We start from the raw sequence: 13,751 nt of genomic DNA, 5'->3' as shown, positions 1-13,751 counted from the left end.
CGTAAGTCATAGGCAATTCATGATGTATCAGGTGGTGGATCAACCTTACGCATTCCTAACTGTAGTGGTCTAATGAAACCGGACACCCATTTAGGCGAGAATGCTCGCCGGATCGATGTGGCTGAAACTCAACCGCAGGTGCCAGAGATTCTGATCAGGCTCGGGGAAAAACGGCTCGCCCGGCATGAACGCCACGTCATTGTACAACGCAGTCTTGAGCAAGGCCCGGGTATCCAGAAGCTGCTTGAGGGTCAGCCAGAAAAACAATCCGTCCTGCGGAACATTCCAATCCGCCAGATCGGAAAAATGGGTTTCGAGAGCCGCCTGAAATCCGTCCCGTCGAATCCGGTAGAAATCCCTCAACTCACTCAGGTGATCGCGAAACTTCTCGGTGCCAATTCACTGCAACGCCTGCCAGTGGCCAACGCGGTTGGTGTGCGGAACCGCCGACTGCTTGAGGCGCAGCAGGTGGGGGAAGATGTCAGGACTGGCAATCAGGTATGTCACCGTCCTGCCCAGGTCTGCCGCTTACCTGGAACTGCATTAACGCAAGCTCGAAGTGTCTAAGGTCGATCACCTGCAGTTCGCCCGCAAGCTTTCACTGTGCTGGCATCGCACCGGTGTCATGAGCAATACCGTGCAGAAAGTCAAAGCCGCGATCGTCGAATTGATTGGCGAACTGGGGCTGCGTCCCGAATGGGTCCTGCAGGCTGATCAGGCCTGACCCGATGACTCAAAGGACCCCGGGCACCACCAGAGTCAACCAGGCGACACAGGGTCCCACTAGGGCAATCACCGCGCTGTAGATCAGCAGGCTGCGCAACACTTTTTCCCGCTCCTGCTGGGGTGTATTGGCCACCACCAGCGCGCCATTGGTGGAGAACGGACTGGTGTCGACGATGGTGGTGGAAATGGCGATGGCCGCGACCACACCGACCGCACTGACCTGGCCCTGGCTCAAGAACGGCACAGCTAGCGGAATGATCACCCCGAGCAAGGCCGTGGACGAGGCGAAGGACGAGATTATCGCGGCAGTGAAGCACAGCAGCAAAGCCGCCAGCAGCGGCTCACCCAGGCTGGAGATGCCATGGGCGACATAGTCGATGGTGCCGATGCGCTGCATCACTCCGATGTAAGTGATGATCCCGGTGATCAGCAGCACAGTCGACCAACTGACCTTGTCGATGGCCGCCTTCTGCGCCTTAGGCGCGAACATGGCCAGGGTCACCGCGACCGTCATGGCCACCAGGCCGACATTGAACTTGAACACTAGTGCCGAGACCGCCAGGGCTAACAGCCCAACCAGCGTCGACAGCTTGGCCCAGTCCAGGCCGTTGACGGCTTGCAGCGGCGCACCGGCGCCCGTCAGGTCGGTGCGGTGATAAGCCGGGGAAGCCGGCGTACCGCCGTGGCCAAGAATTGCCAGCGATGCACCAGCGGCATGCAACTCGGGACCGGGCGAGACCGCCACCAAGGACAGGCGAGCGCTGCGCAAGCCACCGAAGACTACGAACACCACCATGGCAATCCCCAGGTTGAACAGCAGGCTGGTGATGAACAGAGTGGACGGTGCATAAGGCAGTCCCGAGGACTCAACGATCTGATTGGTGATGCCACCGAAAATACTCACAGGCGAGAAGCTGCCGCCCTGGGCGCCGTGAATCACCATCAGTCCCATGAGCACCGGGTTGATGCGGTACTGCACGGCGAAGTTGAGAGCAATAGGCGCAAGGATCGCCGCCACCGCAGGGCTCAGCGCACCGAAACCGGTGAGCAGCGCCGCCACCACGAACATCACCCAAGGTATCCAGGCGACATGGCCACGCACCATCAACACTGCCCGTTCGATCAGCCAGTCGATGGTGCCGTTGTTCTGGGCGATGCCGAACAAATAGGTCACACCGACCAAAGTCAGGAACAGGTCACTGGGAAAACCGGCGAAGATGGTCGCCGGTGTCATGTCCATTATCACCGAACCGACGATAAAGGCCGCCGCGAACGCCAGCGCGCCCATGTTGATGGGCAACACGCTGGCGATGCCGAAAATGACCACTAGTACTAAAATCGACAGAATCTCATTATTCATTTCAATCTGACTCCCCGCATTCGGACGGTCCCGCAGGTACCGTCCTTGTTGTTATTTTTCCGGGATGTGGAGCAACCGACTCACGTCAGGCCGGGCGTACCGAAACGATTGCGAAAGGTGTCGCGCAGCAAGTTCTTTTGTACCTTGCCCATCGTGTTGCGTGGCTGTTCATCGACAATGATGATCGCCTTGGGTTGCTTGCATATAATGGGTGATCAACACATAACCCATGGGGCGCGTGGCTTGCCCGCGAAGTCGGCCGCACAAACACAGAAACTTTCAAATCTGTCGTGCTAATTGCCACTAAATACCGCCGGCCGGCGCTCGGCAAAGGCTGCCAGCCCTTCGCCAAAGTCAGCACTTTCGCAGGCTTGTCGGCGCAGTTCTGCAATCTGTTCCATCGCCTGCACCGGCATCGGTTGTAGGTCTTCGAGGATGCGCAACTGTTCCTTGACCGCCGCAACGGCCAGCGGCGCTTTGCTGGCGATGCCGTGCGCCAGTTCCAGCGCGGTCGCTTCCAGCACATCATTGTCGACCAGTCTGTTGACCAAACCAAACCGTTCCGCCCGCTGCGCATCAAGCTTGTGTGCAGTGAAAAACATCTCCTTCAACACATGAATCGGCAAATTGTTGAAGAAGCGCAGCAATCCGCTGGTGGTGTACGGCAATCCAATGTTCACTGGAGTCATGGCAAAGCTTGCGCTGCGGTCCGCGACGACCATATCGCAGCTCATTACCAGATCCACCGCGCCGCCCCACACCGAGCCGGACACTAAGGCAATCACCACGCCGGGATAGGCGCGGATGCGGCGCAATACGAGTTCGAGCGGCTTGCCGTAGGCAATTGGGTCGCGATCGTGGTGCAGTTCGCGGATATCGTGGCCGGCACTCCACACGGATTGGCCAACTTCGCTGCCGAGGATTACCACCGGGACACGTTGTGACGCCAGGGCAACGAGGCTTTCGTCGAGCGCCGTCAGCAGTTGTGCGCTGAGTGCATTGCGGTGGGTGGGGTTGCTGAAGATCAGCCGCGCGATGCGTTCATCGACCCGGTTGACGGTCACGCTAGCGGAAGAGGTTGGATTCATTGTGCGGTTCCTGTTGATTGCGCGCAGGTCATGTCGTCGGAGTCCTGGAACACTATTTTAGCGGCGAGCATTGCGTTGATCGATGCAGCGTCGAAACCGGCTTCGCGCAGTACTTCGACGGTGTGTTCGCCAAGCAGTGGCGGTGGGCGGCTGGCAATGCCGTCAGTGGCGCCGAACACCGGGGTCACTACCTGACGCAGCGCGCCGAGGGTCGGGTGCGTGAGTGTCTCGGTCAGTTGGCTGTGCAGCACCTGCGGGTCGTCGAAGACCTCATCGAGTGTGTTAATCGGGCCGGCGGGTAATCCTGCGTCGACGAACAGCGTGGTCCACTCGCGTTTGCTGCGGGTTTTCAAACGGCTTTCCAGAATCTCTCTCAATTCGTCACGACGTTCGACCCTCGCTTCATTGGTGGCGAAGCGCGGATCGTCCGGCAGCTCGGGCAAATCGAGCAGTACGCACAAACGCCCCCACATGGCCGAGGTGATCGGCGCCAGATTGAGCGGGCCATCCTTTGTCTGGAACACGCCGTAAGGCGCAATCACCGAATGGGCGTTGCCGGTGCGACGCGGCACATCCCCCAGGCTGAGGTAGCGTTGGCCGTGCACACTCAGCAACCCGACCAGACTGGCCAGCAGCGACGTGCTGACATGCTGACCGCGCCCGGTGCGCTCGCGCTCCAGCAGCGCGGCCAGCACAGCTGTCACCAACCACATGCCCGAGGTCAAATCACCGATGGCGGTGCCGGTGCGCGTCGGGTCGCCATCGACGAAACCGGTCAGGCTCATCAGCCCCGAGTAGCCTTGGGCGATCTGGTCGAAGCCCGGCCAACTGCTCATCGGCCCGTCGGCGCCAAAGGCGTTGATGCTGCCCATCACCAGTCGGGGATTGCGGGCGCTGAGCACCTCATAACCGAGGCCCATGCTTTCCAGCGTGCCGGGTTTGAAGTTCTCGATGACGACGTCGGCGTCATCGATCAACTGCTGGATGGTAGCCAGCCCTTTGGGATTGCGGAAGTCAATGCACATGCCGCGCTTGTTGCGGTTACACGATAAATAGTAGGTACTCACACCCCGGTCGAAGGGGCCCCAGGTGCGGCTCATGTCGCCAGTTGGGCCGGGCTCGATCTTAATCACATCGGCACCGAGGTCTGCCAGCACCATGGTGCAGAACGGCCCCGACAGTGCGCGACTCAGGTCGACGATTTTCACGCCTTGCAAAGCTTGCATAGGGTTCTCCAGTGAAGGGTTGAGTGCGGGCTATTGCGGCAAGGTCTGATCACGGGTTTCGACGGCAAACGGCAGGATCAGTATCCCGGACGAAGGCGGCGGTCCCCGAATCCACGCCATGCAGAACTCATCCCGCGTAGGCCGTCCAGAAGCCGTGAATCTACTAGCGTCAGTGGCGTTTGATGGGTTTCACGCTCGTTGCTGATGCCGTTAGTACTGACATTAAGATCTCTCATTGACCTTGATCAGGCCTATTGAGGCGCTGCTTGCCTTTGACGACCGTTAGCGCTTCGTTTGTTGTGAGACGAGTCTAGGCGACGTATCTCATAAGCTTCAAATATGATATTCCTCTGCATCCATCGGAAACTCATATGGCTTAGGAGGTACGCTTGGACCTGCGCCAGTTGCGGTATTTCATCAAGGTGGTCGAATGCGGCAACATCACCCGCGCCAGTGAAGCGCTGCACATTGCGCAGCCCGCGATCAGCCAGCAGATGCGCAATCTGGAACTGGATATGGATATGCAACTGCTTGAGCGCAGCGTGCATGGCGTGGTCCCCACTGCGGCCGGTCAGACACTTTACCGGCATGCCATCGAACTGCTGCGCCAAGCCGACGGCACCCAGGAACTACTGCGCCAGGACGCCGAATTCCCGCAAGGCAAAGTGTCGGTCGGCATGCCGTCGAGTACGGCTCGGGTGTTGGCGATTCCCCTCGCTCGTACGATTCGCAGTCGATATCCGGGTATCAAGCTGGAGTTGATCGATGCCCCGAGCGCCGACCTGGGGCGCCTGATCACTGTTGGGCGGGTGGCACTTGCGGTGAATGTCGATGCGGTCGAAACCCGGGGCATGGCTTTCCGGCGGCTGTTAACCGAAACGCTGTATTTGGTGGCGTGGCCGGAATTTGCATTATCGGATGAACCGGTGTCGATTGAGGCATTGGCGAAGATGCCGCTGGTGCTGCCCTGTGCCCCGAACACGATTCGCAGTCGGGTCGAATTTGCACTGCAGGAGGCCGGCCTGAAATGCGAGGTTGAGTTCGAAGCCAATTCCACCGACCTGTTGTTCTCAGCCGTCAAGGCGCAGCTCGGTGTCACGATCCTGCCGTGGGCCGCTGCCCATGTTGAGCTTGTGCAACACAGGCTTAAACTGGCCAGGATCGATCATCGACTGTTCAAGCGGGATCTTTCGCTGTGCTGGCATGACACGGTTGTAGAGAGCAATGCCGTGCAGAAGGTCAAGTCGACCATTTTCGAGCTGTTCGAGGAATTCGGGCGGCAGCCGGGGTGGGCAGATGGGGAGTAATGGGGGCATTGGATTTAAGTGCACACCATGTATTGGCCTTGCAGGGTTGAGTAGATGACTTGGCCGGACGGATACGTTCGATGGACAATTTCATAATTGCACAAACTCTGAGTTTTTCACCTCAAAGCCCCGCCTGAGTAGTCCATGAGCAAGACTGAAGGCGATTCCACAAGGTCACAATCAAGCAGCACGCGAGAGCTCAAGATATACGCCCCACTTTCGGTTAGCCGCTGGCAGCAATCGCACTGAGCGATCGCTGTCGAGGATTCCAGATCGTCAAACACCAACCGCTCCGCCACTCCGCCCCGGATCTGAAGTATTCGCTCCATGGCTCACTTACAAAGATGAGGTCATCATCACGCCCCTCCTCTTTCCTAACGTCGTTGATCCAGTTAAGCACGACAACATCGTCCTGATCCTTTAGCCCGAGCACCTCGATCCACTCACGAAAGAGCGCTTTATCCTCCTCGCACCCCTCAAATTCGGTCGGATTCGGTGACTCACGAAAATGGCCGTAAAGCGCCAGCGACCCTGGTTCATAACCGTCGGTCAGTGTCAGGTTACGAACCTGTGCCTGAGTCAATGGAGTGGCTATGGCCTTGTCCAGATCCCACGTCATGGTCGGCTCCGGGTACTTGGCATCAGGTAATTTCTGCACGAGCCTAAAATGCCAATCAAGCTGGCCAGCCATTATCTGCTCGTAAAGCTCATGCAAAGCTCGTCGATGCGTTGACTCATCGATCACAACATCACTGTCAGGATCGACGATCACAAACTCGAAAACGCATCCTGCGTCATCCATCCGTTCGCGCAACGATTCAATTTTTCCCTGATCAACAGCCTTCAATGGGAGCGAGTGATCTATCACCTTCCAATCCTTCTTTCTGGCAAAGACGGCTCACCGCCTTCACTGAGTGAACGTCCATATCAAGCCGCTTACGCTAGCAAATGCGCTGAAGGAAAAATGTAGGAGTATTCGGCACGCGATAGAGGATGCGGCGGAAACTGAGGTCACCTGTTTCGGGCAACCCCTCAGCAGGGAAACAGAAATGCCCTGTATTCAACGTTTTGCAGGATCACGGTATCGCTCTGCCGAGTGCTGACGGAAAAGCCATCTGGAACGCTACCGTCACTAGCGATACCGGCTGGCCCTACAGTCGCTAGCACTGATTTGGGAAGCCGGAGCACGTCCAGAACCATTCACCGGAAGCATCACCGTCGACGTAATCGATAAGCCGATCAACTCTGCCGGCACCGCCAACGTCGTCTCAAACCCGCCATCGCCACCTGCAAATGCAACAAGCCAAGCTCAGTCGAAACCCAACTCACCAGCAGCAGCTGCTCCTGGACGAGCAGCACCAGAATCAGTTGATGTGTTGATGGATCTGTTCGGCTCCCCTCCTCCGTACTTTGAAGAGCTAGACGCCATGGAGGACATCAAGATTCAAGCCCTTCAGGTACCTGCCAGCCAACCCTAGTCGAGCCATCTGGAGCTCATTTCATGGAGTGGTTTACCAAAGGCGTCCAGTCACACCGCATCATCACGGATGACAGGAAAGCATTGGTTCATAGCGTAAACGACACCCTCTACCTGGTCACACCCGGTATCTTCGTTCGCTACGCACAGGAGCATCCTCACCTCGCCAAAATCGCCAAGCAGCAAGGTTTGTACGATTGGGAATGGATACAGAGACGCTTCGAAGAGCTGAAGCTGCATCGAAAGCAACGCAGCGGGCTGAACATCCGGGTGTGCGAAGTCACAGGCCCACGCAAAACAAGGTTACTGAACGGATACCTGCTCAAATCACATGGGGGCTTACTCAACGATCTCGCCTTGAACAATCCAAACCTGAAGCTGGTGAAGCCTGGCCGATCAGAAGATTCGCCACCCGCTTCAGGACACACTCAGTAACCGGTTTTTGGATTGACAGAGCACGCGTATGAAAGCACTTTAGGGCAATGTTTTGCTGACTCGATCAGCTACATGCCCAGCCGACAGGATCTTTCAGTCGGTGCTACGGTTCAACCGTAGGATCCATCCCAATGACCGCATCGCTTCCGGTAGCGCGGTCAGTCGACCAAGTCGATGGAAGCACACTTTTTCACACCCACGACGGGCCTTCCCGTTGTGGGGTAGGCCTTTGTATTTTTTGGAGGCCTTATGAAAATGGAACTGGCTCTATATACAGCGTTGACTTCGATCAACGTCCCCGAGCTGAAAGCCCATGCAGTTATCGAAGCGTTGGAGTCAGACATGCAAACCTTTCTAGCAACCAAGAGTGATATCGCTCAAGTTCGCTCAGAAATTGCTCAAGTCCGTTCAGAAATTGCCCATCTTGATGTCAAACTGACAATTCGTATGGGGTTCATGCTTTCTGCGACCATAGGCATTTTGATCGCGGCAATGAGGTTCATTCATTAAATAATTTGGCTAGATCTAATCCGAAACCACCTTTCTTGCGACAGGTGGTTTTTTTATGCGCGACTATTTACTGGTGACTGCGGATGAAGCGCAACCAATTTTCTGAGGCAACTGCCCGCGTTTACATTTCAGATCTGCCTGAACGTCCTGTGACACATTGCTCCACAGCGTCAGACCCGAACGTTCTTCTATCTCTTCTACCGTCACCTGGAAGTCACAGAAGCTCGCTGAGCGTGGGGTGCTTTGCTCCATGATGAAAGCCGCATCGGTGCATGCGTAGCTTCCTGCGTTTCTCTGGGAGTAGTGAGGTCAATAGCGATTGCCCGTGTACCGGACATCCCAGGCCTCGGGAATAGTCCGCCCATTACCCACGGTGAATGCTGCTCCTCCGTCAGACAGCCCCAATGTGTTTTGGGCCCACAAGCCTACGGTCTGCCAGATCAGCGAGCCCGGATCAGACTGTCGATCCTTGCTGGATTGCCGGTGTGGATGAATGTGGGTCACCTTTCCGCCATTAGCCGCCACTGTGTTCACGATCCACTGCACGGTCGCCTTGGCAGCGTTAGCCTGTACAGTGGGCAGATTCATGGGTTGCCTAGGAGTGGCCGGCTTCTTGGGTTGCCACAGCGTTTTGGGCTGCCCCTCGATACCTGCATACCACCCATCTATCTCGATGCCGACACTGGGCCGGTTGAGTCCGTTGGCGTGGTTGCAAACTTCAGTCAGGTCATAGAGCTGAATGACCTTGCCAGCCCGGGTGATGCAGAAGTGAATGGGTACGCTATGCCACCTCGCGGGCTTTTCGCCAAGGTTGGTCGCCGTCTGATGCAGGACCACGGCCGTGATCTTCGACCAGAGCCGGTACGGCGTGTCTACCGAGCGTCCCGCATGCGGGTGGTTGGCTCGCTCATCGATGATGTTCGCGGTGGACCCACCCTGATCCAAAGCCGCAAAAGCCATGTCGAGGGGTGCGGCGCCAGCGGGCGTGATGGACTTCGGACGCTCGTCCGTAGGTGCACGAAGCCCCTGTGATACCAGGAAGGCGCCGTAAGCGTACAGGGTCTCATCGCCCAACACACCGTCGGCACCAAAGCGCGGTAGGCCATACCCCAGCGCAATAAGCTGCTGCTGCGCAATGGTGACGTATGGATCTTCGGAACCCTTCCTCAGAGGAGCTTGGATGGGCATGAGGGTCTCCTTTGGGGTTGATGGATAGCAGATGTCCAACAGCCAGCAGAATACTGCCCACCCGGCGCGGCTCGTCGGGCTGCTCAGGGCAGCTGCAGTCAAACCATATCGAGCCGAACATCATGGCCCGGTATGGTGGGACTCTGTCGTCAGCGAGCAAACGCTCACTGAAATTCTGTCAATGCCAAGCAGTAAGGAGAACAACTGGCGTCCAGCCTGCGGGGCGTCATTGCATGCTTGGATGCTAGTAGACGATGAGTCATGTGGCAAACGCGCCCCCTTGGCGAATGGCCATCAAGCAAAAAGAAGCAAGGAGGGGCGCATCTATTTTTCACAGCGTGACGTCCGCTTCTGGCCGATTTCTGCCTTCCACGACCGGCTGAAACCGAACCAAACCGGTCAGTCGTGACAGACAGAAATCGGCCAATAGCGGTCATCCAGTGTCTACTAAAGCTATGCCGCTTTAATCCATTTGGGCGAGGCTTAACGGAAGCGCACAATCCACCACAGTCAAGGCCATTGGTACCCACTCATGGGCCATTGTTATGGATTCGAAGGGGGCATCGGCGATCGCACGTGGATTGTGCGGCGAGTCCAACAGCACCTGGCGACAGGCAAACGATTGGTTGGGGCGGAGGGACTGCCTGGTAAAGACAGCGCTAAAGGGCTTTGCATCTGGTACTTAAACTTCAGGTTTGAGGCCATTTTTCTTAGCAAAGAAAACCAGTAGCACTTCGATGATCTTCGCCTCAATGGCATTGAAGATCACTTCTTGCCCCTTGCTGGCCAGCTTCAACTTGTGGCGAAGACGAAGGATAACGCAGGTTAGAGCAACACCGGCCAAGCCAGCCAAGCCGACTCCAACCGGGTACATTCGCAGAAATGACGCCTGCGGACATCAACCAGCCGGTGATGCCAGTAGCGCCTACAGTGGTACCGAGATAGCCGGCGCTACCGATGATCGCTGTCGCTATGCCAGAAGCAGACAAGGTGCCAACGCCCATAAGAGCTCCTGATCCGAGCAGCAATGACGAGATAGCGGTGGAACTCAGATAGGTACTAGCAACGTATCCGCCCGCGCTGGAGACGATCAGGCCACCAGCGGCATGGGGCACAAGGGAGCCGCCTGCTGCCAGAGCGGAGATGATCGGAATTAATGGGAAAGCCATACTTCGCAGCCTCTACTCTGGTGTCCAGTTTTTACCGAATGAAAGCAAAAAGATGGCTCGTGCAAATCTATTACAGAGCTATCACCGCGCAGTTGGTAACGTTGTTTGCCCTGTCGAATCTGTGGAGGCCGCGCCGATATTTGCTGGCAAATACAGGAGAGGTGCCCCTTTAAAAAGCAGAAGCTTGGGTAGATCCCGGGTAACTGATGATTCAGCCGACTTCGGGCGGTCTGAAAAGACGCTGAGCCAGCTATGACTGGATTAGCACTGGCTCGACGCTAACGGGGCACCGTTGCGTTTCCTCCTCTCTGGCGTTCAAACCAGTGACGTCAGCAATGCCCAGCCGTTGCTGGACAGGGTTTGCATTCCCTCAAGACAACGTGGCCGCCCACGCAAATGCTGCAAATGGTTGCTTGCCGACGAGGGGTACGAAGCTGAAGCACTACGTAGATATTGCGATCAGTCTCGAATGCAACCCGTCATCCCGCTGCGCTCGATGAAGCGCAAACCCAACCCCGGCTTACCAAGACTGTTTGATCGGCCCAAGTACCGACAACGCCATATCATCGAGCGTATGTTTGGCTGGCTGAAAGAGAACCGCCGGATCGTGACGCGCTTCGACAAGCTCGCGAAAAGCTATGCCGCCATGGTTTCACTGGCTTGTTCCATGCGATGTTTGCGACATCTTTTTTCGTACAGAGCCTAAGGCTTGCCTGATGGCGATTGTGTTGAAGATGGCTGCCCGAAAGCACCCGTGATCCTATCCATGAAGTTCAATACCAAGTCTACCGAGTACCCGGCAATCAGCGCGATCCCGATCTGAGGTAGATTGTCCAGGGCGTCCGTCTTCGAAGGGTCTATCAACACCAGGGACGCGACGCCCAGGATCGGTCCGAGGGCCAATCTCGCCGACCCAAGCAGGCGCCGTGTCCAGGTGAAGGTGAAGGTCTCCAATTGTGAGCTGACTGAGCGCAACACAAACACGCAGCTACCCAGCAAGCCATACAACGCTGGCAGGAGCAGGCGATAGAGAATGTCGTATTGGTTTTGGGCCTGTTGGCGAGGACGATATTCATCAACGGACTCGCCCAGGGGCAATGTGGGGCGCTCGGAAGACTCCATAGGTGGCGCAATACCTTTAGGAAAAGGCTCCAGTGTAGTGGGCGGCTCATCAAAGAATGTAACCATCCAGAATGTCCTGGAGAAATCCAGCAAGCTGGCGGCGGAAGCGCGTGCCGACTGTATTGCGCGATTTTGGTCATAGGCTGCAACAAAGGCAGAGTAGGCGGCGGTTTGTTTTGCCTCGGCTTCAGTTTTAACGGGCAAGTTGGTTTTAGGGTCCAGTGATTTTATAACCAGCGTCGCATTCTGACTTTCTACCCAGAGTTTCAATACGGTATCAACGGAGGCCTTGTTCTTCGCGACCAGGTCATCAAAGCCTTGAATGCGAGAGGAAAGCTGTACCGCCTGAATTTGTGCGCAGAGTATTATCAACAAGGTCGCCATCGACCCCCACGCGACATATTTGCTGGCCCGATTGGTAAACAGACCGATCAATGAACTTCCGGTAACCAGCTCTGTGTCTTGAAGGCTGGCGATGGTCACTGGCCGCACAGCGACGGCCAACTTCGACAGCGACGTCCAAAATGCCGCTTCTTGGTCAAGATTCAATTCCCCCTTTTCGAGCGCCTGCTCTGCGCCAATTACCGCTTTCAAGTCAGCGTCGGCAATCGGGATTCCGGCTTGCGTAGCGAATGCCAACAGAAGCTTGGCTCGCTTGACCGAGTCTGCGAGATGATCAGTTTTAGGGAGCACAATGGGCATGTTCTGCGATCCCCTCTGAAATGAAAACGGGATTATGGACCGTTACACTCGCGTAACACTGGCCGCCATTTTTATGCCGCTAACAGGAATAACCCATCGACTTTTAATAGGGTCTTTATGCAGCGGAATGGACTGATTAATGCTGACGTTAGCACTAGGCCATTTGGGTGTCTAGTTGCAGTTGTTGGCAGGGAACTAAATTAATTTAGTCTCCTTTGTGGCGTTTTCAGAGTTCTGAAATAACGCTATTTCAATCGGTTGCGTTATTTCTTTTTAGAAGCCAGATTAATATAGCGGTGCCGCGGAAAATCAACTAGCGTGCAATGGCTGCACTGATGTTCGGGATTGCCAGGGGAGGATTGGCGATGCGTCTAGTCATTGTGCTGATGCTGCTGTGTCTGGCGGGCTGCGCCAAGGATCTCACTCCCGGCCTGGTGGGCTGCGCCGAGGATCGATCCCCCCGGGAGTTCTGTGGCAAGGAGCCCACCGCCAACGAACACAATCTGACCGGGCCGAAGATCACCTACCTCGGCGTAGGCGGCTGGCTGCTCAACTGGCACGGCGAAGGCCTGTTATTCGCACCGTCCTTCAGCAATCCCAGCGTACCGCCGATCTTCGTTCGCGCGAATGAGCAGCGTATCGCCAATTACCTGCCGGACGTGAAGAACGTCAAAGTGCTCCTGATTGGCCATGCGCACTATGACCACTTGCTCGATGTTCCAGTGATCATGCAGCGCTACGCGCCCGACGCGATTGCCTACGGCAACAGAACGGCCGGCCACATCCTTGCCGTGCCGGAATTGCACCTCAAGCACAGGTTCGTCAACGTGGAGCAGAAGATGTATCGCGTGCACTGCGCCACGCCCAAGTGCTACCAGGCCAATCAGGACCAGTGGACCACGGTGGGCCACGTGCGTTTCATGGCCATCCAGAGCCAGCATGCACCCCACTTTGCGGGGGTGGATTTCCTTAAGGGCAGTTATTACGAAGACTTGAAGGCGCTACCTGTGTATGTCCGCAACTGGAAAGAGGGCACCACCCTGGCGTTTCTGATTGACCTGCTCGATGACGCTGGCAGGCCTGCCTTCCGTATTCATTACCAGGACTCTGCGAGCAATCCGCCATTCGGTTTCCCGCCCTTGATTGCGGATGGCAAGGCGGTAGACGTGATGATCATGTGCGCCGCATCGACCTCTCAGGTCTCGCAATATCCTGACGCACTACTGCGCTATCTGCATCCGCGCAAGCTACTCATCGGGCATTGGGAAGATTTCTTCGGCAATGATCTGAGCAGGCCGCCGCGGCTGCTCAGAGCCCAGAAAGAACACCAGATGCTCACCCGTATCAGTACCCGATTCAAGAACATCCGGATGGTCATGCCGTTCCCGTTGAGCGAAGTGGCGTTACGCGACGCCGAGCCATGACCGAAGCACCGGATTGC

General features: G+C 56.5%; 12 protein-coding genes and 3 pseudogenes. 7 read left to right on the top strand and 8 right to left on the bottom strand.

All coding sequences use genetic code 11. From position 1 onward, the window contains the following. Nucleotides 1-90 precede the first annotated feature (90 nt). Nucleotides 91-516, bottom strand: a pseudogene (locus tag ACYZT7_RS10515) (PLP-dependent aminotransferase family protein); the annotation flags it as partial. Between the two features lie 43 nt (nucleotides 517-559). On the opposite strand from ACYZT7_RS10515, the gene ACYZT7_RS10510 reads away from it, so the two are divergent. Further along, nucleotides 560-724, top strand: a complete 165-nt coding sequence (locus ACYZT7_RS10510; protein ID WP_462040962.1) for a hypothetical protein — start codon at nucleotides 560-562, stop codon at nucleotides 722-724. A gap of 9 nt (nucleotides 725-733) precedes the next feature. Here ACYZT7_RS10510 and ACYZT7_RS10505 read toward each other — a convergent pair whose 3' ends face one another. The 3 genes from ACYZT7_RS10505 to ACYZT7_RS10495 all read right to left on the bottom strand — a co-directional run bounded on the left by ACYZT7_RS10505 (nucleotide 734) and on the right by ACYZT7_RS10495 (nucleotide 4,400). Then, complete coding sequence (locus ACYZT7_RS10505; protein ID WP_462040961.1) at nucleotides 734-2,086, bottom strand: SLC13 family permease; 1,353 nt, start codon at nucleotides 2,084-2,086, stop codon at nucleotides 734-736. A gap of 293 nt (nucleotides 2,087-2,379) precedes the next feature. After that, the gene (scpB, locus tag ACYZT7_RS10500; RefSeq protein ID WP_462040960.1) at nucleotides 2,380-3,174 is read right to left on the bottom strand and encodes a methylmalonyl-CoA decarboxylase; all 795 of its coding nucleotides are present in this window, start codon (nucleotides 3,172-3,174) and stop codon (nucleotides 2,380-2,382) included. Then, complete coding sequence (locus ACYZT7_RS10495; protein ID WP_462040959.1) at nucleotides 3,171-4,400, bottom strand: CaiB/BaiF CoA transferase family protein; 1,230 nt, start codon at nucleotides 4,398-4,400, stop codon at nucleotides 3,171-3,173. Before ACYZT7_RS10495 ends, scpB begins: the two co-directional genes overlap by 4 nt. A 389-nt stretch (nucleotides 4,401-4,789) precedes the next feature. On the opposite strand from ACYZT7_RS10495, the gene ACYZT7_RS10490 reads away from it, so the two are divergent. Further along, nucleotides 4,790-5,707: a LysR substrate-binding domain-containing protein gene (locus ACYZT7_RS10490; RefSeq protein WP_462040958.1), complete on the top strand. Its 918-nt coding sequence runs from the start codon at nucleotides 4,790-4,792 to the stop codon at nucleotides 5,705-5,707. Between the two features lie 223 nt (nucleotides 5,708-5,930). Here the strand turns inward: ACYZT7_RS10490 and ACYZT7_RS10485 are convergent, their stop codons facing one another. Then, nucleotides 5,931-6,575 carry a hypothetical protein gene (locus ACYZT7_RS10485; protein WP_462040957.1) on the bottom strand — a complete coding sequence of 215 codons (645 nt, stop codon included), beginning with the start codon at nucleotides 6,573-6,575 and terminating at the stop codon, nucleotides 5,931-5,933. A gap of 630 nt (nucleotides 6,576-7,205) precedes the next feature. On the opposite strand from ACYZT7_RS10485, the pseudogene ACYZT7_RS10480 reads away from it, so the two are divergent. Continuing rightward, nucleotides 7,206-7,619 (top strand): annotated as a pseudogene (locus ACYZT7_RS10480) (conjugal transfer nickase/helicase domain-containing protein); the annotation flags it as partial. Nucleotides 7,620-7,868: 249 nt separating this feature from the next. After that, nucleotides 7,869-8,129 (top strand): hypothetical protein, encoded by a 261-nt coding sequence (locus ACYZT7_RS10475; RefSeq protein ID WP_462040956.1) that lies wholly within the window; start codon nucleotides 7,869-7,871, stop codon nucleotides 8,127-8,129. Between the two features lie 309 nt (nucleotides 8,130-8,438). On the opposite strand, the gene ACYZT7_RS10470 is transcribed toward ACYZT7_RS10475, so the two are convergent. Continuing rightward, entirely contained in the window at nucleotides 8,439-9,317 is an 879-nt protein-coding gene (locus ACYZT7_RS10470; RefSeq protein WP_462040955.1) for an N-acetylmuramoyl-L-alanine amidase, read from the bottom strand. Between the two features lie 31 nt (nucleotides 9,318-9,348). On the opposite strand from ACYZT7_RS10470, the gene ACYZT7_RS10465 reads away from it, so the two are divergent. Beyond that, the gene (locus ACYZT7_RS10465; protein WP_462040954.1) at nucleotides 9,349-9,726 is read left to right on the top strand and encodes a hypothetical protein; all 378 of its coding nucleotides are present in this window, start codon (nucleotides 9,349-9,351) and stop codon (nucleotides 9,724-9,726) included. Between the two features lie 273 nt (nucleotides 9,727-9,999). On the opposite strand, the gene ACYZT7_RS10460 is transcribed toward ACYZT7_RS10465, so the two are convergent. Continuing rightward, the gene (locus tag ACYZT7_RS10460; protein ID WP_462040953.1) at nucleotides 10,000-10,170 is read right to left on the bottom strand and encodes a hypothetical protein; all 171 of its coding nucleotides are present in this window, start codon (nucleotides 10,168-10,170) and stop codon (nucleotides 10,000-10,002) included. 590 nt (nucleotides 10,171-10,760) lie between these two features. Between ACYZT7_RS10460 and ACYZT7_RS10455 the strand changes: the two are divergent. Continuing rightward, nucleotides 10,761-11,192 (top strand): annotated as a pseudogene (locus ACYZT7_RS10455) (IS5 family transposase); the annotation flags it as partial. Here the strand turns inward: ACYZT7_RS10455 and ACYZT7_RS10450 are convergent. Continuing rightward, nucleotides 11,189-12,310 (bottom strand): hypothetical protein, encoded by a 1,122-nt coding sequence (locus ACYZT7_RS10450; protein WP_462040952.1) that lies wholly within the window; start codon nucleotides 12,308-12,310, stop codon nucleotides 11,189-11,191. The pseudogene ACYZT7_RS10455 and the gene ACYZT7_RS10450 overlap by 4 nt on opposite strands. Nucleotides 12,311-12,675: 365 nt before the next feature. Here ACYZT7_RS10450 and ACYZT7_RS10445 point away from each other — a divergent pair, with 365 nt between their 5' ends. Continuing rightward, a complete protein-coding gene (locus ACYZT7_RS10445; RefSeq protein WP_462040951.1) occupies nucleotides 12,676-13,734 on the top strand; it encodes an MBL fold metallo-hydrolase in 1,059 nt (352 codons plus the stop codon). Nucleotides 13,735-13,751: the final 17 nt, after the last annotated feature.

Source organism: Pseudomonas sp. RT4P38, assembly GCF_054897765.1.
This window is presented reverse-complemented; position numbering and strand designations above follow the sequence as displayed.

What these genes read in the sequence shown, in the direction of transcription:
- ACYZT7_RS10505 (WP_462040961.1), bottom strand. Translation starts at nt 2,086, where the DNA reads ATGAATAATGAGATTCTGTCGATTTTAGTACTAGTGGTCATTTTCGGC.
- scpB (WP_462040960.1), bottom strand. Translation starts at nt 3,174, where the DNA reads ATGAATCCAACCTCTTCCGCTAGCGTGACCGTCAACCGGGTCGATGAA.
- ACYZT7_RS10495 (WP_462040959.1), bottom strand. Translation starts at nt 4,400, where the DNA reads ATGCAAGCTTTGCAAGGCGTGAAAATCGTCGACCTGAGTCGCGCACTG.
- ACYZT7_RS10475 (WP_462040956.1), top strand. Translation starts at nt 7,869, where the DNA reads ATGAAAATGGAACTGGCTCTATATACAGCGTTGACTTCGATCAACGTC.
- ACYZT7_RS10470 (WP_462040955.1), bottom strand. Translation starts at nt 9,317, where the DNA reads ATGCCCATCCAAGCTCCTCTGAGGAAGGGTTCCGAAGATCCATACGTC.
- ACYZT7_RS10465 (WP_462040954.1), top strand. Translation starts at nt 9,349, where the DNA reads ATGTCCAACAGCCAGCAGAATACTGCCCACCCGGCGCGGCTCGTCGGG.
- ACYZT7_RS10450 (WP_462040952.1), bottom strand. Translation starts at nt 12,310, where the DNA reads ATGCCCATTGTGCTCCCTAAAACTGATCATCTCGCAGACTCGGTCAAG.
- ACYZT7_RS10445 (WP_462040951.1), top strand. Translation starts at nt 12,676, where the DNA reads ATGCGTCTAGTCATTGTGCTGATGCTGCTGTGTCTGGCGGGCTGCGCC.